Below are 19128 nucleotides of genomic sequence, written 5' to 3'. Positions count from 1 at the left end.
TGGAATTTTCGTATTGTATTGCCCGTTTTTCCCCATATTTATTACTTCATCAAACAGAAGTTTGATTCATCACAGACAAACTATAGGATATTATACAATATATAGACAAAAAAGTCCAGTATTTTATCAGACGTTTACAAAGTGTTTTCTGAAAAATTTGAAATCTCCAATACTTCCTGAATCACTTCCAATGGCTTTTTTCCATTCATACGGACCGAGAGATATGGACGTTTCCCGGCGTTTACCAAAACTCTGCCTTTTAGCTTTCCAACCAAATAGGAGGCGACCTCCATATTCAATTGCTTTGGATAAAATAGCATATTGGTATTGCTCTGACTGATTTCTACAAATCCCAACCTAGCAGCTGACGCACGCAAAATAGCAATATCCAACAATCCTTGTACCGATTTTGGAGGTTCCCCAAAACGGTCAATTAATTCATCCATTAACTCCATACTTTCTTCCTGAGTCCCTACCGCTGCAATCTTACGGTAAACATCTAGCCTCTGGGAAAGGTTCTCAATATATTGCTCTGGAATATGGGCGGCAATTGGAACATCAATCAGACATTCTTCTACCCTTGCAGGAGGTGCAACCCCTTGTTTTTCGCTAACAGCATCCGAAAGCATTTTCAAATAGAGGTCATATCCTACTGCTTCCATATGCCCATGCTGACGTTCTCCAAGGATGCTCCCCGCCCCACGGATTTCCAAGTCCCGTAATGCAATTCGGAACCCGGAACCAAACTTGGTAAACTCCCGTATAGCAGAAAGCCGTTTGTTCGCCACTTCTGTCAACACTTTTCCACGGCGGAAGGTAAAATAAGCAAAGGCGCGCCGTTTGGAACGTCCCACCCTTCCCCGCAACTGGTAAAGCTGGGAAAGCCCTAAATGGTCAGCATCCTCAATAATCAAGGTATTACAGTTGGGGACGTCCACTCCGGTCTCAATCAATGTGGTACAAACAAGAATATCCAGCTCATGGTCCATCAATTGCTTCCAAATTTTTGAGAGCTGCAGTTCATTCATCTTTCCATGGGCAACGCCAATCCTTGCGTCCGGCAAATATTGCTGCAATTGGGCCGCACAACTTTGGATGGATTCTACCCGGTTGTGAATATAATAAACCTGTCCATCCCTTCTTAGTTCCCGCTTCATTGCATCCACCAATACTCCATTGTCATGCTCCATTACATAAGTTTGAATCGGATGACGATCTTGTGGTGGCTGCTCAATCACTGACATATCCCGAATACCCGACATCGCCATATTTAAGGTACGGGGAATCGGGGTAGCGGATAAGGTCAATACATCCACTCCACGGAACATCTCTTTAAACCGTTCCTTATGGGCTACCCCAAACCGCTGTTCTTCATCAATAATTGCCAAACCTAGATCCTTAAACTCAATGTCCTGTTGTACCAAGCGGTGGGTTCCAATTATAAAATCTATTTCGCCGCTCTTTAATTTTTTGATGATTTCCTTTTGCTGTTTTGGGGAACGGAAACGGGAGAGCAGTTCAATATTGACTGGAAAATTCCCGACTCTCGCTAAGGCAGTTTGGTAATGCTGCCAGGCTAAAATGGTAGTTGGACACAAAATAGCACATTGCTTTCCGTCTAAAATACATTTAAACGCTGCCCGCAACGCTACTTCTGTTTTTCCAAACCCCACATCCCCACAAAGCAAGCGATCCATGGGACGTTCGCTTTCCATATCCTCTTTGATTTCCGCAATACATTGCAGCTGATCTTCGGTTTCTTCATATTCAAAGTGTTCTTCAAATTCCCTCTGCCATTCATTGTCCTTAGAGAAAGCGTAGCCTTTGGTTTTAGCACGTTCCGCATATAAGCGTATTAGTTCATCCGCCATCTCTGCCACTGCTTTTTTCACACGGCTTCTTGTTTTATGCCACTCATCATTATTTAATTTATTCAGCCGCACTCTGCCATTGTCACGGGGACCAATGTATTTAGAAACCATATCTAGCTGGGTTACTGGTACATATAAAGCGTCGCTTCCCGCATATTTAATCTTGATATAATCTTTGGAAATCCCCTGTAAATTTAAGTTGGTAATCCCATCAAATACTCCTATTCCATGGGACGAATGAACGACGTAGTCTCCTATGCTGATATCGGATAAACTTTTAATTTCTTCCCCTTTGCGTTTTTTCACTTTTTTCCTGGTACCCAAAGGTTGCGTTTTGGCATGAGTAATTAGGGCAACCCGACCATCCGGGTATTCAAACCCAGCAGACAAGCTTCCCGCCATAACATAGAAACCGCCATCCTCTAGTTTGGTATCCACTGTGGCAGGAACCGCAAGATATCCCTCTTTTTCTAAATCATGCGCTAAAACATTCGCAAATTTTTGCGTTCCAGCCATGATAACTACGGTGTATTTTTGCAGTTTGTATTCTGCCAAGTCATCACAAAGTAGTTTTATCTCTCCACTCCAGCCGGAGTTCTGCATTGCATTGATAGAAACCAGTTGTTTGAGCTGCAAATCGTGATGGGAATGGGCAAATGTATCCAAAAAAACAGAGTTCCCTTCGGTAATCCATTGGGAAACAGAAGCAAATGGACGATGAAACTGGTGGATACCATTACAGATCATCCCATCTTCCAATAATATTTTCAAATCTTCCTGCATTTGAATTTCAAAAGCCCGGGCGGATTCTTTGATATCTGACCATTCACTGACAAAAACCAATTGCTCCGAAAAATAATCCAACAGCGTCCCTGGCTTCTGGTAAGCGAGTGGAATATATTTATCCTTGTCATTTAAATCCAAATTGCCTTCCAGGCGTTTCAATTCTTCGGATAGGTGCAGGCGTACCTTCTCCGTTTGTGGAGAATCCTCCAACCCATCGATGAGCTGCTTGAGCCTTTCCTGAAATTCCTGTTCCGTTTCAAACAGTATCTCAGTAGCAGGAGTAATCTCTACTTGTTGCAAGTTTTCTGTCCTTCTTTGGCTGTCCAGGTCAAAATTACTGATCGTGTCAATTTCATCTCCCCAGAACTCAATGCGGACAGGCTCTAAACTGCCAGTAGGGAAAAAATCTACAATACCGCCACGGACAGAAAATTGGGCAGTACCATCTACCTGAGGACGCCTGGTGTATCCAGCTGCAACCAGCTTGTGTACAACAGCATCCAAGGAAACTTGGTCCCCTGGATAGAAGGATACTGTCGCTTGCAGTAGCCTATCTTTTGGAATGGTATACTGTATAGCGGCATTGATACCTGCAAATACTGCCTTTAATTCTCCTTTTGCTAAACGAGACAATACATTTAAACGGAGGTATTCGTATTCCCGTGACACCGTTTCAATAGGACGCAAAATAAAATCCCGATAAGGATATACAGCAGAACTTTCCTGGCCATACATCTGGTTGAAATCCTCACTGAGCCTGCGTGCAGATTGGTCATCATCGGTTAATACCAATACCGGGGATTCCTGTTGTGCAATGACTTGGATCAAATTTGCTTTATGCACAGAAGAAAGCCCTACCACCAAAACAGGTAGTGATTTTTGCGCAATATGTTGTTGTATCTGGTTAAATTGTGGTACTGTTTGAATCAAATTTTGAAAAACACCCATATCGATTCCCGCTTTCTGCTTTATTTCCACCAGAAATTTCTCTTGCTTTTATTCTATTCTCAACTATTGTATAAATTCATCGCTTTATCAATTTCCCCAGCTATAATTAGTTCGGTTGCTTTTACCGCTTTCTGAATTGCCTCAGAAATTCCTTCCATCTCTTTGGAAGTAAAACTGCTTAATACCCAATCCGCCAAGTCATAGTTGGGATTTGGCTTTTTCCCCACTCCAATTTTGATTCTAGGAAAATCTTCTTCCCCGGTCATATCAATAATATTGCGGATTCCATTGTGTCCACCATGGCTTCCTTTCCTACGGATACGTAAACGGGAGGGTTCCAGCGAAATATCATCAAATAATACCAGTACATGTTCCATAGGGATATTGTAATAGCTGGCAGCCGCTTCCACCGACTCCCCACTCAAATTCATAAAAGTAGTAGGCTTTAACAGCAGGCACTGTTTTCCAGAAATCGTACAAGTAGTAGTAAGTCCCTTAAATTTGGAGCGTTTGATTTCCACTCCAAACTGCTTGGCGATCGTATCAACCGCCATAAATCCTACGTTATGCCTTGTATGGGCATAACGTTCTCCCGGGTTTCCCAATCCTACAATTAGGTATTCCACCGCACCGGAGGAATGAGACCCTCCCGTTTTTATTTTATCAAACAATTCAAAAATATTTGCCATAATTTGTCCTCCTGAAACGGTAGTTTAGAAAAATGACAGCAAAGAGGGTAGTTGTCACAACCACCCTCTATACAAATATTTCGATATCTCGTATTCAAATTAACCAAACAATGGGGATACTGGTTTATCCTCATAAATTCTTTCAATTGCTTCCGCAAAAACAGGAGCCACTGGCAAAATAGTTAATTTGTCCATCATTTTTTCTTTTGGCTGTTCAATGGTATCCAAGATAACTAACTCTTTAATAACACTGTTTTCCAAGCGTTCAATCGCTGGACCGGACAAAACGCCATGGGTAGCGCAAGCATATACTTCAGTAGCACCACCAACATCAATAATTGCTTTGGCTGCATTGCACAAAGTACCAGCAGTATCAATCATATCGTCAACAATAACAACCTTTTTTCCCTGTACATTACCAATGATGTTCATTACTTCACATACATTTGCTCTCTGACGGCGTTTATCCACAATAGCAAGAGGAGCGTCCACACGGGCTGCAAAGTTGCGAGCACGGGTAACAGAACCTAAATCTGGAGAAACCACCATCAAATCATCTTTACAGGATTCAAATCTTTTTTCAAAATAAGGCGCTAAAATTGGAACGCCCAACAGGTGATCCACAGGAATATCAAAGAAACCTTGAATTTGAGGAGCATGTAAATCCATTGTTAAAATACGGTCAGCACCGGCAGTGGAAATCAAATCAGCTACTAGTTTAGCGGAAATTGGATCACGTGCCTTTGCTTTTCTATCTTGGCGAGCATACCCAAAATACGGAATTACTGCTGTAATTCTACCTGCAGAAGCGCGTTTTAACGCGTCAATCATAATCAACAGCTCCATAATATGGGTGTTAACTGGCTGGCAGGTAGACTGTACCACGAAACAGTCAGAACCCCTAACGGATTCTTTGATTGATACAGAAATCTCTCCATCGCTAAAGGTAGAAACTTCTGCGTCCCCTACTGGAAGGCCAAGTTCTTTGGCAATGTGGGCTGCCACATGCTTGCTGCCATTTCCAGCAAAAATTTTAATATCCTTACCATGTAAACTCATAGAAACATTCTCCTTTGGTTCCCTGTTTATTATTTTCCCCTTGTTATCAAGGGTTTGTTCCAAATAATTGTAAATAAAAACAATACTATCCCCGTAAGCTATGCTTTTTTCTTACGGCCTTTTAGTTTACGTGTTGCAAAACCTTCTTTGATTGTCTGCTGAGCGCGTTCAATCCCCAAAGCACCATCTGGTACATCTTTGGTAATCGTTGACCCTGCGGCTGTATAAGCGCCTTTTCCCACTCTTACCGGAGCTACTAAGTTGGTATTACATCCAATAAACGCATCGTCTTCAATCGTGGTGCGGTGCTTGTTCACGCCATCGTAATTTACTGTTACTACACCACAACCAAAATTGACATTGCTTCCTACATCGCTATCTCCAACATAGGTTAAATGGGCAACAGCGGTTCCCGCGCCAATCGTGGAGTTTTTCACTTCCACAAAATCGCCAATATGGGCTTTGTGATGGATTTCACAGTTTGGACGGATCTGCACAAATGGACCAATGGTAACATCTTCATGGATGATACTATCATAAGCCTGGGTAGCATTTAATACACAACGGTCACCAACAGTGGTATCTTTTACAAGGCTGTTTGGACCAATCACACATTGTGTGCCGATGGTAGTTTTCCCTTTTAAAATGGTTCCTGGTAGGATCTGGGTTTCCATCCCAATGACAACGTCAGGTCCAATGACAACTCCATCCGTACAAACAAATTCCACACCATTCTCCATATGCTGTTCTAAAATCTTTTCCCTGGCAATCGTGTTCAAACGATAGAGCGTTTTGCGGTCATTCGCCCCTAAAATAACATTAGCATCCTCTGCCTGATAGGCACCAGCTTTTTTTCCTTGCTGTAGTAACAATTCCACCGCGTCGGTCAAATAATATTCCCCTTGGGCGTTATTTGGTTTAATTTCTGTTAAAACCTGCAACAGGTCCGCCGCCTTAAACCAGTATGTACCTGAATTGACTTCCGTGATCTGTTTTTGTTCCTCAGTTGCGTCTTTTTGCTCTACAATTCCAGTCACTTGTCCATTGTCCCGGATAATACGTCCATAGCCAAAGGGCTGTTCCAAATTTGCGGAAATCACTGTAACCGCGTTCCCCTGCTGTTGATGGTACTCATGTGCCCTCTGGATGGTTTGTCCATCCATAAACGGGGCGTCCCCACACAATACAACAACATCACCATCCAGGTGCTGTTTCAAAAACGTTTCCGCACATAGCACAGCATGACCTGTGCCTTTCTGTTCCTGTTGAACAGCTGTCTCATATTTGCCATCCAAATACGCTTCTACCTGTTCCCTTCCATGTCCGGTAACGACACAAACATGTGGGATCCCTGCCTGCTCACAGGAAGTTAAAACCCATCCCAACATGGGTTTTAGCAGTACTTCACACAGGACTTTTGGTTTGCTGGATTTCATCCGTTTTCCAGCGCCAGCCGCTAAAATAATCGCGCTGTTTTGTTCCAAAAAGAATCACTCCATATTCTATTTTGTTTTTTCAATCAATATAAACGCAGAGGCAGTTTTTTATTTCATCTGCCTTGTGTTGTAATGGTAAGTTTTTTTAACCGAATTTATCTCAATTTTATTATAACATAGTTTTACAAAAACACAACAATACAGTTCCATGACAAAATACCAAAATTTCTGTATTTTTCACTTTGATTCATGCAAAAAACGCTATTTTTCCACTTAAAATTAATCATTTTATATAAATATTTCAATAAGTGGAAACTGAAGTTTGTCACCTCGGTTAAAATTAAATAAAATGAAAAAATTTTTCTTTATTATGGTAGCAATTCGTCTACCTATCTGGTATAATAAAGGCAGTCAACACTAATTATTTTTAATTATTAGTGTAGTATAATCGGATGATTCTAAGGAAAATGCGGACAAGGAGGATCTTGTTGGCGTTTTTTCCTTGCATAAAATTCGGTTATTCATAAAGCCCGTACCCAATCGCCCTGTGCGGATGGAACTACTGCCAAACAGCGGCAGGCGGGTGCCAAGACTTTTATCTTATTATTTTATGGAGGTAGATCTCAGTGAGCTACAAATTTGTATACCTTTTCTCTGAAGGTAACGGAAACATGCGTGAACTGCTGGGCGGTAAAGGCGCAAACCTGGCTGAAATGACAAATCTGGGCATGCCAGTTCCTCAAGGCTTCACAGTAACTACAGAAGCTTGTACCCAATACTACAAAGATGGCCAGGAAATCAATGATGATATCAAAGCACAGATCTTTGACCACATGAAAAAAATGGAAGAAATCTCCGGTAAAAAATTCGGCGACCCAGAAAACCCACTGTTGGTTTCTGTTCGTTCCGGTGCGAGAGCTTCCATGCCTGGTATGATGGATACTATCCTGAACTTGGGCTTAAATGACGAAGTGGTAGAAGGTTTTGCGAAAAAAACCGGCAACCCTCGTTTTGCTTACGACTCCTACCGTCGTTTCATCCAAATGTACTCCGACGTTGTAATGGAAGTTGGTAAAAAATATTTCGAAGAATTAATCGACGAAATGAAAGAGAAAAAAGGCGTTACTCTGGATACCGAATTAGACGCTGACGACCTGAAAGAATTGGCAAACCAATTTAAAGCAGAATACAAAGCAAAATTGGGTGTTGATTTCCCAACAGACCCAGCTGAACAGCTGATGGGCGCAGTAAAAGCTGTATTCCGTTCTTGGGACAACCCTCGTGCTATCTACTACAGAAGAATGAACGATATCCCTTCCGACTGGGGTACTGCTGTTAACGTTCAGATGATGGTATTTGGTAACATGGGCGATACTTCCGGTACTGGTGTTGCGTTCTCCCGTAACCCATCCACTGGTGAAAAAGGCCTGTATGGTGAATACCTGATGAACGCACAGGGCGAAGACGTTGTTGCTGGTGTTCGTACTCCTCAACCAATTTCTCACCTGAAAGAAACTAACCCTGCTGTATATGAACAGTTCTGCAACATCGTAGATACTCTGGAAAAACACTACAGAGATATGCAGGATATGGAATTCACCATTGAAGAAGGCAAACTCTTCATGCTGCAAACCAGAAATGGTAAACGTACTCCAGCTGCTGCACTGCAAATTGCTTGCGACCTGGTTGACGAAGGCATGAGAACTCCTGAAGAAGCGGTAGCTATGATCGAACCAAGATCTCTGGATGCTCTGCTGCACCCAACATTTGATACCAAAGCTTTAAAAGCTGCTACTCCTGTTGGTAGCGCTCTGCCAGCTTCTCCTGGTGCTGCTTGCGGTAAAGTTGTATTTACAGCTGACGACGCTACAGAATGGACCACACAAAAAGGCGAAAAAGTAATCCTGGTTCGTCTGGAAACATCCCCAGAAGATATCGAAGGTATGAACTACGCTCAGGGTATCCTGACTGTTCGTGGCGGTATGACCTCCCACGCTGCTGTAGTTGCTCGTGGTATGGGTAGATGCTGTGTATCCGGTTGTGGCGATATCAAAATCAACGAAGAAGAAAAAGTATTCACCCTGGGTGGCAAAACATTCCACGAAGGTGACTACATCTCCTTGGATGGTTCTACCGGTAACATCTACGGCGAAGCAATCCCAACTGTAGAAGCTTCCATCTCTGGTAACTTCGACAGAATCATGAAATGGGCTGATGAATTCAGAACCCTGAATATCAGAACAAATGCTGATACTCCTCGTGATGCAAAACAAGCTCGTTCCTTTGGTGCTGAAGGTATTGGTTTGTGCCGTACAGAGCACATGTTCTTCGATTCTGACAGAATCAAAGCAATGAGAGAAATGATCGTTTCCGATACAGTGGAACAAAGAGAAGCTGCTCTGGCTAAATTGCTGCCAATGCAACAGGGTGACTTTGAAGCACTGTACGAAGCAATGGAAGGCTGCCCAGTAACTATCCGTTTCCTGGACCCACCACTGCACGAATTCGTTCCAACTGAAGAAGACGATATTGCTGAACTGGCAAAAGAAATGGGTAAAACAGTTGCTGATATCAAAGCTATTATCTCTGGCTTACACGAATTCAACCCAATGATGGGTCACCGTGGATGCCGTCTGGCTGTAACTTACCCAGAAATCGCTGCTATGCAGACAAAAGCTGTTATTCAAGCTGCTTTGGCTGTAAACGCAAGACATGCTGACTGGAACATTGTTCCTGAAATCATGATCCCACTGGTAGGCGAAGTAAAAGAATTGGCTTACGTTAAATCCGTAGTTACTAAAACAGCTGATGAAGTAATCGCTGCTGCTGGCGCAGAACTGACCTACAAAGTTGGTACTATGATCGAAATTCCTCGTGCTGCTCTGACAGCTGACGAAATCGCAAAAGAAGCAGAATTCTTCAGCTTCGGTACTAACGACTTAACCCAGATGACATTCGGCTTCAGCCGTGACGACGCTGGTAAATTCTTGGGCGCATACTACGACAAGAAAATCTACGAATCCGATCCATTCGCTAAATTGGATCAGGTTGGCGTAGGCAAACTGGTTAAAATGGCTGCTGAACTGGGTAGAGCTACCCGTCCAGACATTAAACTGGGTATCTGTGGTGAACACGGTGGTGACCCATCTACAATCGAGTTCTGCCATAAAGTTGGCCTGAACTATGTATCCTGTTCTCCATTCCGTGTGCCAATCGCTAGACTGGCTGCTGCACAGGCTGCATTAAACAATAAATAATTTTTCTGGATAAAAGATACAGAGAATAAAAAAACAGGTTGCGAATTCGCAACCTGTTTTTTCACTTTGTAGGAAAATACTTCAAAATATAACTCTTATTCAAATAAACTAGAAAAAACTTTTTTGAAGTAATAAACTATGCTATCCATTAAAATATAATTTAATGATATATCAATAACAAAATTTCGTCAAACTGCCTTAAATGAAAAAAAGAATCTGTTATAAATCATGAAAACCTTTTCATTGCATTGACACTGTATTTTATTTATGCTATATTGCAATTAAACACTAAATCATCTATTAATTTTACACAAAGAAAGGGAAATTTTTTATGAAAACAATCAAAGATAAACAAATATTAGTAGGGGCTGATTTTGCTGGTTTTCCATTAAAAGAAGCGGTTGTAGAACATTTAAAGAAAAAAGGATGGACAGTTACCGATATTGGCGTACAATCCGCTGATGAAGAAAGCCCAGAAATGTTCCATCGCATCGGTCTAAAAGTAGGCGCTAAAATCTCTGAAGGCGAATTTGAGCGGGCTCTACTTTTCTGCGGAACTGGAATGGGAATCCATATTGCGGCAAGCAAATGTCCTCATGTCCATGCGGCAGTAGTGGAAAGTGTCCCTGCTGCTCTGCGTTGCATTACCGGCAATAACTGCAACGTCCTTGCAATGGGTGCGTTTTATGTTGCTCCACAAATGGGCATTGAAATTGCGGAAGCATTTCTGAGCCACAATTTAGGAGACGGATATGAATGGTGGCATAATTTTTATGATTTCCATAAACTTGCTTATGATGAGTTGGAAGCTTTTGATTATGAAGAATTTAAGCAAAACGGCTTTGAATTAAAACACTTGGGTGAAGTGGAATTAGCATTGGAAGAAAAACCGGAATAATTTTATTTTTACATCCATAAAAATAGAATAAACTATTTTAATAGTCCTTTTTTATGTAAAAAATTTTTCATAATGGATAAATCAATACAATTTATTTGTGTAATTATTGTTTCTTTTATAGTGATTTTTCAAAAATATTGTAGACAAAATAAAAATTATCATATATACTTAATTTAGTATCATTTTTTTGATTTATCACATAAGAAAGGTGGTTATTGTCATGGTATGTAATAACTGTAAAAATGAAATTTCTGATACTGCATTATATTGTCCTATCTGTGGTACTGCGGTAAAAGCAGCGGAAATACCACAGCCGGCTTCCCAAGAACAGGGATATCAAGAACAAATTCCGTCACAGATTCCTGAACAACAGCAAGTTCAAGCAAATGTACAACAGGAAATCCCACAAGAAAATATTCCTCAACCAGAACAACCAATCCCTCCACAGCAAACTAATACACAAGTTCCCCCTCAACAAGGTTACCAGCAAACTCCTCAACAAGGCTATCAACAAGGATATCAGCAGGTTCCTCCTCAACAAGGTTACCAACAAGGACAACAGCAGGTTCCTCCTCAACAGGGTTACCAGCAAGGCTATCAACAGGTTCCACCATATGGTTATGGTCAACCTCAACCAGCGAAACAAAGCAATGTAGTAAGTGCTCTGGCCTACATTCCAATTTTATTCTGGCTGCCACTAGTTGCTGAAAAAGGGAACCAATTGGGACGCCAAACATCAAACCAGGGCTTATTGCTCTTGATCTTTGGCGGTGGAATTAACCTTATTTTAGGTATTATTACTGGTATTCTAAGCAGCGTTCTTTATAATACATGGGATTATAGCCTATACCGCATCCTTCCTATTTTCATCACTATTGTCGGACTTTTGAGTTGGGCTGTTAGTATCTTAGTATTGGTATGTATTATTATCGGTATTGTAAAAGCTGCTAAAGGCCAGGTATTCCGAATTCCTTTAATCGGAAAAATTAATATTATTAAATAATCAAATATGATACATAAAAAGAGCTGTACAAACGGTACAGCTCTTTCTTTATGGTCTATTTTAGATAATTTTCTATATCTAAATACAGAGATATCACAATAAACAAAAAAGGATTTTTAAAGATATTGGTCCTTATGGAAACACGATTCGTATGGATAAGTAAAATCTATAACTATTATCCCTTTAACAGCAATTCTACTTTTCAAGTGGTATACTTGCATATACATAATTTGTTGATCTATTCACAATAAACGATCTGCTAGAAAACGATCATAAATCTGTACTTTCTCATAACGCTACACGCTTTTATTTCTTTATTGTATTACGCTGTTAATATACATAAATAAAATGATACTATTCATTTCAACAGCCGATAGTTTTTTTATTTTAAGCCAAATTACTTAAAAAGAAATTCGTATGTAAATTGAAGTAACATATTACCCTTTGTAAAGCTATAATAAAAATATCCTTTTTGTTCAATGACAGAAGCTTTCATTGAACAGAAAGGATATTTTTAATTATCAATTGTTGTGATTTTCTAGAAAACGTTGAGATAAATCCATCAAACTTTTTTATCGTTTTCTTTCTAAAATAGTTCTGGATTTACCTGGACGATTTCATTTCCCCATAGGAGATATCAATTGCTAAGGAAGCAATAGCGTTTAAATCCATCCCCGCAAGATGCCCCGCCTGGTATTCGTGGTAAGCCTGAGCCCCTACCATGGCAGCATTGTCCCCACATAAGGACAATGGTGGGATAAACAGCCGATAGCCCCTCTGCCTGCACTCCTGTTCAAATCTCGCCCGGATACCGGAATTTGCGGATACGCCCCCCGCTATTACAATATCGGTATAGCCAAATTCTTTAGCAGCTTTCATCGTTTTACCCGCTAAAATATCACAAACGGTTTGCTGGAATGCCGCTGCCATATCATTTTTTTGGATGGTTTCCCCTTTTTGGTTAGCATTGTGGATGGTATTGATCACCGCTGTTTTCAAACCGGAAAAGCTGAAATCATAAGGAGAACCTTCCACTTTTGGCTTTGGCAAATGATAGGTAGATGGATTTCCCTGTTGCGCTGCCTTATCCATAAAGACTCCCCCAGGATAAGGGAATCCTAAAGAACGGGCTGCTTTGTCATAAGCTTCTCCTGCCGCATCATCCCTTGTTCTACCAATAATATGAAAATCCGTATAATCTTTGACTTCAATCAAATGGGTATGCCCACCGGATACCACCAAACACAAAAAAGGTGGCTTTAAATCGGGATGGGCTAAGTAATTGGCTGCAATATGGGAGCGAAGATGATGGGTTGGGATTAACGGCTTGTTTGCAGCCAAAGCCAACCCCTTTGCGTAGTTTACACCTACTAACAAAGCACCAATTAACCCAGGTGCATAGGTAACTGCAATTCCATCTACCTGGTGAATCGTCATATCCGCCTGTTCCAGTGTCTGCTCTACTACTGCGCAGATGTTTTCACAATGCCTTCTAGAAGCGATTTCTGGAACAACCCCGCCATACAAACGATGTTCTTCTATTTGGGTGGATACTACAGAGGAAATTACCTTTTTTCCATCCTCCACAACAGCAGCCGCTGTTTCATCGCACGAACTTTCAATTGCTAAAATTCTCATATTGTCCTCCGTTCCTTTGGTGCTGTCAGAAATTTTGTCATTAGCAGTGCATTTTCTTGGGGATTTTCATAAAAATTTTTTCGTTCCCCAACAAGCTGATAGCCATGTTTTTGGTAACAGCGAATTGCCGGAAGATTGGATTTCCGCACTTCCAGTGTAATCAATTCCCCTTCCTGGGAAATAATTTCCTGTTCCAGCCCTTGTAATAGCTGGCTAGCTATCCCCTGGTTCCGATATGGGGCAGATACTGCTACATTGTTGATGAAACATTCTCCAAACAAATAGCGGACATTGACAAACCCCATGACTGCTTTATCAGAAGATTCCGCCACCAAAGTAATTGCCTGAGGATTCTTCAATTCTTCCTCAAACGCTTTTAAGCTCCATGGATCAGAAAAACATTCCACCTCAATCTGGTGCACCTGCTGAACATGCCGCTGCTCCATTGGCACAATCATAGCTGTTCTCCATCAAAATAAGAAATCATATAATCGCGGCAATATCGGTAAGCGTCTATATCCTGTCCGAATGGATCAGAAACACCAATTACTTTGATTTTATCTTCTATCTTTGGTAAAGCATTAATTAAAAAATCCCGATGGCTTGTGGTCATTACATAAATTTTTTCCGCATCCTCCAATTGTTGCGCCTTGACATTTTGTGCTTGATGCTCGGAAATATCAATTCCAATTTCCTTCATAGCAAGGATGGCATTTTGTGCTGCTGGTTCCCCTTTTTCGGCGCTCAGCCCTCCACTTTCCACACGGTATTCCTCCTGTTTTCCCAAATCCTCAATATGGCGTTGTAAAATAGCAGCCCCCATTGGGCTCCGGCAGGTATTTCCTGTACATACTACAATCAATTCTTTCATTCTTGGTTCTCCTTCTGTTTAATCTTTCGCATCATACCAGGTTTTTCCCTCCGCTACATCCACTTTCATTGGTACGGAAAGGGATACTGCCTGTTCCATCTGCTGTTTTAAGATTTCTTTCGCCCGTGGAGCATCCTGAATACTGGATTCAATCAACAACTCATCGTGTACCTGTAAAATCAGCCGGGCGTCTAGTTTTTCCTGTTTTAAGCTCTCATAAACACGTACCATTGCAATTTTAATAATATCAGCGGCAGTGCCCTGAATTGGTGTATTCAATGCGACACGTTCCCCAAAAGCGCGGATATTTTTATTAGAAGATTGAATCTCTGGCAACTCCCGGACACGTCCAAACATGGTAGTTACGTTCCCTGTTTTTGCGGATTGCTCCACAATCTGTTCCATATATTGTTTTACCCCTGGATAGGTATTTAAATAACTGTTGATATACTCTCTGGCTTCTGCCACTGAAACATGGATATCCTGAGACAAAGAAAATGCCCCAATCCCATAAACAATGCCAAAGTTAATTGCTTTAGCACGGCGGCGCATTTCTGATGTTACCATTTCAGGTGGCAAGTGGAACACCTGGGCCGCTGTCATAGTATGGATATCCGCATTGTGGAGGAATCCTTCAATCATCTTCTGGTCATTGGCAATATGGGCAAGCACGCGCAATTCAATCTGAGAGTAGTCCGCATCCAACAACACATAGCCTTCTTTGGCTGTAAAAAACCGCCTCATTTTCCGTCCCAGTTCGGTGCGGATTGGAATATTCTGCATGTTTGGTTCGGTAGAACTGATTCTGCCTGTCCTGGTTTCAGTCTGTTTGAACACCGAGTGGACCCGGTGGTCCGCTCCTGTTACCTTCAACAAACCAGCCACATAGGTGGAATTCAGCTTGGTGAGTTTACGGTATTCCAATACCGCATTGGCAATAGGGTGGTAGGCCGACAGCTTTTCCAAAACATCTACATTGGTGGAATATCCTGTTTTGGTTTTTTTGCCAGTAGGCAGCTGCAATTTATCAAATAAAATGCGTCCCAATTCCTTCGGGGAATTGATGTTGAATTCTTCCCCAGCCATATCGTGGATCTCTGCCGTTAACTGGTCAATTTCTAGTTGCAGCATTTCTCCAAACTGGCGTACCCCTTGTACATCTACCTGGAACCCTTCCATCTCCATGCTTGCTAGCACTCGGCTCAAAGGCAACTCAATTTCTGCCAGTAGCTTTGCCATTCCCTTTTGCTCTAGCAATTCCTTCATGGTGTCGCACAACAATGGGAAAGCCGCTATTTCTTGATATTGTTCCTCTACGGAAATAGCCTTGGTCAAATATTTTTCCATTAGAATTGGTAAGTCATAGCTTTTGGCAAGGGCGTCCAATAAATAAGCTGCCAAATCAGTAGAAAAAATAATGTTTTCCAATTTTTCTCCCATGGATGAAGCCACATGGTAAATGGTTTTAACATCATGGGTGCGTTTCGGCAATGGGGATTGCAACACTAATTCGCTAAAAGCCTGTTCCGCCCCAAAAGTATATTCTAAAATCTTATCATTCTCTGCAATCAACAATCTTGCCTGTTCATATAAAAAATCAATTTGTCCTGCCTTCTGAAGCAGTTCCTTTGCCGATTCCAAAGATGGGTTTTGCAAAATTTCATATTGGATAGCCTGCTCGGTTACTGCTGGTGTTTCAGTCCTTTGCTCCCCACTCAGGCCATATTTTTCAATGAATTTTTTTAGCTCCAACTCGGATAAAATCCGATATAACTCCTCTTTGTTCTGAGGCTGTACTAAATAAGCATTCAAATCTTCATCAATAGGAGCATTATCCACAATCTTGCCCAGTTCCCGGCTCATTTCCGCCATCTGACGGGCAGTTTCCCCACCAAGAAGGTTTTTCACCCGGGTGGTAACATCCAATTCTGGAATATGCTCAAAAATACTATCAATCGTATGGTATTTGGAGATTAAACTAAGGGCAGTCTTTTCCCCAATCCCTTTCACCCCTGGAATATTGTCCGAGCTGTCCCCCATCAAGGCTTTTACTTCTACTAATTCCGCTGGGGTCACCCCGTATTGTTCCTTTACTTTTTCCGCATCGTAAAAAATAGCTTCCTTATTGGTTGCCAGACGAACAGTAACCCCATCTCCTGCCAACTGCAAATTGTCCCTATCTCCAGAGGAAATCACACAATCCACCTTTTGCTCCCTGCATAGGCGGGCAAACGTCCCCATAATGTCATCCGCTTCGAAACCAGGGCATTCCAACACATGGTATCCCAAAGCGTCCATTAATTGTTTCGCGATTGGAAGCTGTACCGCCAAATCTTCCGGCATGCCATGGCGGTTTGCCTTATAGCCGTCAAACTGCTGATGACGAAATGTAGGCTCACTGCGGTCAAATGCCACCGCTACCATATCCGGCTGGGTTTCTGCCATCATTTTATCCAACATATTTAAAAATCCAAAAATAGCATTGGTTGGCATCCCTTTTGAATTAGATAACCCACGTACCCCATAAAAGGATCGGTTTAAAATACTATTTCCGTCAATTGCCAGCAGTTTCATAGTTCCTCCTATATTGTAACCAGTTCTTTGGTTTTATTGTTTCCATAGTTGACTAATTATAATTTTACCTTTAAAATAAACAATAGTCAACCAAAGGGAGTTTATTTCATGAAAACAATTAAAATCGGCAATGTTTCAATTGAACAAACAGCAGCTTTGGCGCCTATGGCGTCGGTAGCAGATCGTGCTTACCGTACCATTTGTAAAGAATACAACGCCGCCTATGTGGTTGGGGAGATGGTTAGCTCCAAAGGGATGTACTATAGCGACCGGAAAACAGCCCAACTGCTTACGGTAACCAATATCGAGCGCCCTATGGCAGTACAGCTATTTGGAGATAATCCTGACTTTATGGCACAAGCTGCGGAAAAGGCATTGGATTACCAACCAGAAATCATTGATATTAATATGGGATGCCCTGTCCCGAAAGTAGCGGGAAACGGAAGTGGCAGTGCCCTGATGAAAAATCCGGAACTGGCAGCGGAAATTGTAACAGCTGTAGTACAAGCCTCTACTGTGCCGGTAACAGTAAAATTTCGTAAAGGCTGGGATGATAATTCAATCAACGCAGTGGAATTTGCCAAAAGGATGGAAGATGCAGGAGCGTCCGCGGTAACCATCCACGGCAGGACAAGGATGCAGATGTATTCCGGAAAAGCAGATTGGGATATCATTCGTCAGGTGAAGCAAGCAGTTTCGATTCCTGTGATTGGAAATGGTGATATTACCAGCCCGGAACTGGCAAAACAAATGTATGAGGAAACTGGGGTAGATTTAGTGATGATTGCTCGGGGGAGCTATGGGCGTCCCTGGCTATTCCGTCAAATTAAAGAATTCCTGGAAACAGGCAGCTATTCCCCCGAACCTTCTTTAGAAGAAAAAATGAAAATTATGATGCACCATGTCAGGATGATCTGTGAGTACAAAGGGGAATACATTGGCATGAAAGAGGCCAGAAAACACGCTGCTTGGTACTTAAAAGGGATTCATGGAGCAGCGCAGTTTCGAAATCGATGTGGAATGTTAAATTCTATCCAAGATTTAGAGTTATTATGTGAGGAAGTCTTAACCCTTGTATAGTATTCCTTTTCTTACTATTTGTTTTTATGCATCAAATATTACTTATTGTATGCTATAAAACAATGCTATTTTGCACTATTGATAAAATAAAACGGATTGTTACGAAATAATGCCTCATCATTCAATTATTTGTTGTAAAAAAAGCACATAACTTAACGTTTAAACTTGTATTGTTTGGATAGTTTGGGTTCTTGCAATTTGCTACAAAATCATATAAAATAATTGATATAGGTAACAATATCTTTGTAATACCTGTTGACAAATAAAATCTTATAAGAAAAATAGAATGGGGTGGAACTGATGACTCAAAACTACAATTTTAGTTTTTGCCGTAAATATTTGGTTTGCACACCATCAGTGTACCTTTTCGTAAACTGGACTAAATAAAAAGGAAGCTGCGGCAGACACTGCCGCGGCTTTTTATGCTTTTCAGTCAAATCGTAGAAAAATATTTTCTGCATCAGGATAGATTTTTTATAATTAGAAAGGATGTTTTTTATGGCAGAATGTAAAAAAGTTGCGGTGATTATGGGAAGTGACAGTGATCTTCCTGTTGTACAAAAGGCAATTGACAAATTAAAATCCTTTGGTATACCAACCGAAGTACATGTAATGAGTGCCCATAGAACCCCTACCCAGGCTGCTGAATTTTCCGCCAACGCAAAGAAAAACGGTTTTGGCGTGATTATTTCCGCTGCTGGAAAGGCTGCACACCTAGGCGGTGTATTGGCTGCACATACCACCCTGCCAGTTATCGGCTTACCAATTAAGTCCTCTACTTTGGACGGTTTAGATGCTTTGTTAGCTACTGTACAGATGCCAAGCGGTATCCCTGTTGCGACTGTTGCCATTGACGGTGCTGAAAATGCTGCTATTTTAGCGGTTCAAATGTTGGCGCTGGAAAATAAAGAGTTAGCAGACAAATTGGAAGCCATGAAAGCGGATATGGAAGCAAAAGTAATCGAAAAAGATAAAAAGTTGCAACAAACTTTAAATCAATAAAATATTTTTTGGAGGT

Annotated in this window: 13 protein-coding genes; 5 read left to right on the top strand and 8 right to left on the bottom strand. The window is 41.4% G+C overall.

All coding sequences use genetic code 11. From position 1 onward, the window contains the following. Positions 1–134: 134 nt before the first annotated feature. From mfd to glmU, 4 genes are all read right to left on the bottom strand, one after another. Positions 135–3635 (bottom strand): transcription-repair coupling factor, encoded by a 3501-nt coding sequence (mfd, locus tag H8Z77_RS10815; protein ID WP_366472128.1) that lies wholly within the window; start codon positions 3633–3635, stop codon positions 135–137. Positions 3636–3664: 29 nt separating this feature from the next. Continuing rightward, positions 3665–4294 (bottom strand): aminoacyl-tRNA hydrolase, encoded by a 630-nt coding sequence (pth, locus tag H8Z77_RS10810; RefSeq protein ID WP_186997001.1) that lies wholly within the window; start codon positions 4292–4294, stop codon positions 3665–3667. 99 nt (positions 4295–4393) lie between these two features. Continuing rightward, positions 4394–5353, bottom strand: a complete 960-nt coding sequence (locus H8Z77_RS10805) for a ribose-phosphate diphosphokinase (RefSeq protein ID WP_069986992.1) — start codon at positions 5351–5353, stop codon at positions 4394–4396. Positions 5354–5451: 98 nt separating this feature from the next. Next, on the bottom strand, positions 5452–6837 hold the full coding sequence (gene glmU / locus H8Z77_RS10800) for a bifunctional UDP-N-acetylglucosamine diphosphorylase/glucosamine-1-phosphate N-acetyltransferase GlmU (protein ID WP_076939104.1): 1386 nt from the start codon (positions 6835–6837) through the stop codon (positions 5452–5454). Positions 6838–7415: 578 nt separating this feature from the next. On the opposite strand from glmU, the gene ppdK reads away from it, so the two are divergent. The 3 genes from ppdK to H8Z77_RS10785 all read left to right on the top strand — a co-directional run bounded on the left by ppdK (position 7416) and on the right by H8Z77_RS10785 (position 11947). Beyond that, entirely contained in the window at positions 7416–10046 is a 2631-nt protein-coding gene (gene ppdK, locus H8Z77_RS10795; protein ID WP_186997000.1) for a pyruvate, phosphate dikinase, read from the top strand. A gap of 331 nt (positions 10047–10377) precedes the next feature. After that, positions 10378–10944 carry an RpiB/LacA/LacB family sugar-phosphate isomerase gene (locus H8Z77_RS10790; protein WP_069986988.1) on the top strand — a complete coding sequence of 189 codons (567 nt, stop codon included), beginning with the start codon at positions 10378–10380 and terminating at the stop codon, positions 10942–10944. A gap of 220 nt (positions 10945–11164) precedes the next feature. Further along, complete coding sequence (locus tag H8Z77_RS10785; RefSeq protein ID WP_186996999.1) at positions 11165–11947, top strand: magnetosome magnetite crystal formation protein family; 783 nt, start codon at positions 11165–11167, stop codon at positions 11945–11947. Positions 11948–12550: 603 nt separating this feature from the next. Here H8Z77_RS10785 and tsaD read toward each other — a convergent pair. Genes tsaD through polA form a run of 4 tightly spaced genes read right to left on the bottom strand, consistent with a single transcriptional unit; the run spans position 12551 to position 17030 of the window. Next, entirely contained in the window at positions 12551–13585 is a 1035-nt protein-coding gene (tsaD, locus tag H8Z77_RS10780; RefSeq protein WP_186996998.1) for a tRNA (adenosine(37)-N6)-threonylcarbamoyltransferase complex transferase subunit TsaD, read from the bottom strand. Further along, on the bottom strand, positions 13582–14043 hold the full coding sequence (gene rimI, locus H8Z77_RS10775) for a ribosomal protein S18-alanine N-acetyltransferase (RefSeq protein WP_069986984.1): 462 nt from the start codon (positions 14041–14043) through the stop codon (positions 13582–13584). The genes tsaD and rimI overlap by 4 nt, the downstream gene beginning before the upstream one ends. After that, positions 14040–14456, bottom strand: coding sequence for an arsenate reductase/protein-tyrosine-phosphatase family protein (locus tag H8Z77_RS10770; RefSeq protein ID WP_186996997.1), 417 nt, complete (start codon positions 14454–14456; stop codon positions 14040–14042). Before H8Z77_RS10770 ends, rimI begins: the two co-directional genes overlap by 4 nt. Before the next feature lie 18 nt (positions 14457–14474). Further along, a complete protein-coding gene (gene polA, locus H8Z77_RS10765; protein ID WP_186996996.1) occupies positions 14475–17030 on the bottom strand; it encodes a DNA polymerase I in 2556 nt (851 codons plus the stop codon). 108 nt (positions 17031–17138) lie between these two features. Here polA and dusB point away from each other — a divergent pair, with 108 nt between their 5' ends. Both dusB and purE read left to right on the top strand, forming a co-directional pair. Further along, the gene (gene dusB / locus H8Z77_RS10760) at positions 17139–18110 is read left to right on the top strand and encodes a tRNA dihydrouridine synthase DusB (protein ID WP_186996995.1); all 972 of its coding nucleotides are present in this window, start codon (positions 17139–17141) and stop codon (positions 18108–18110) included. A 498-nt stretch (positions 18111–18608) separates the two neighbouring features. Continuing rightward, positions 18609–19112 carry a 5-(carboxyamino)imidazole ribonucleotide mutase gene (gene purE, locus H8Z77_RS10755; RefSeq protein WP_069986980.1) on the top strand — a complete coding sequence of 168 codons (504 nt, stop codon included), beginning with the start codon at positions 18609–18611 and terminating at the stop codon, positions 19110–19112. Positions 19113–19128 lie beyond the last annotated feature (16 nt).

Origin of the sequence: Clostridium facile, from assembly GCF_014297275.1 — a bacterium.
Lineage (GTDB): Bacteria > Bacillota > Clostridia > Oscillospirales > Ruminococcaceae > Massilioclostridium > Massilioclostridium facile.
The sequence above is the reverse complement of the archived record's forward strand: the minus strand, read 5'-3'. Positions and strand labels throughout refer to the sequence as shown.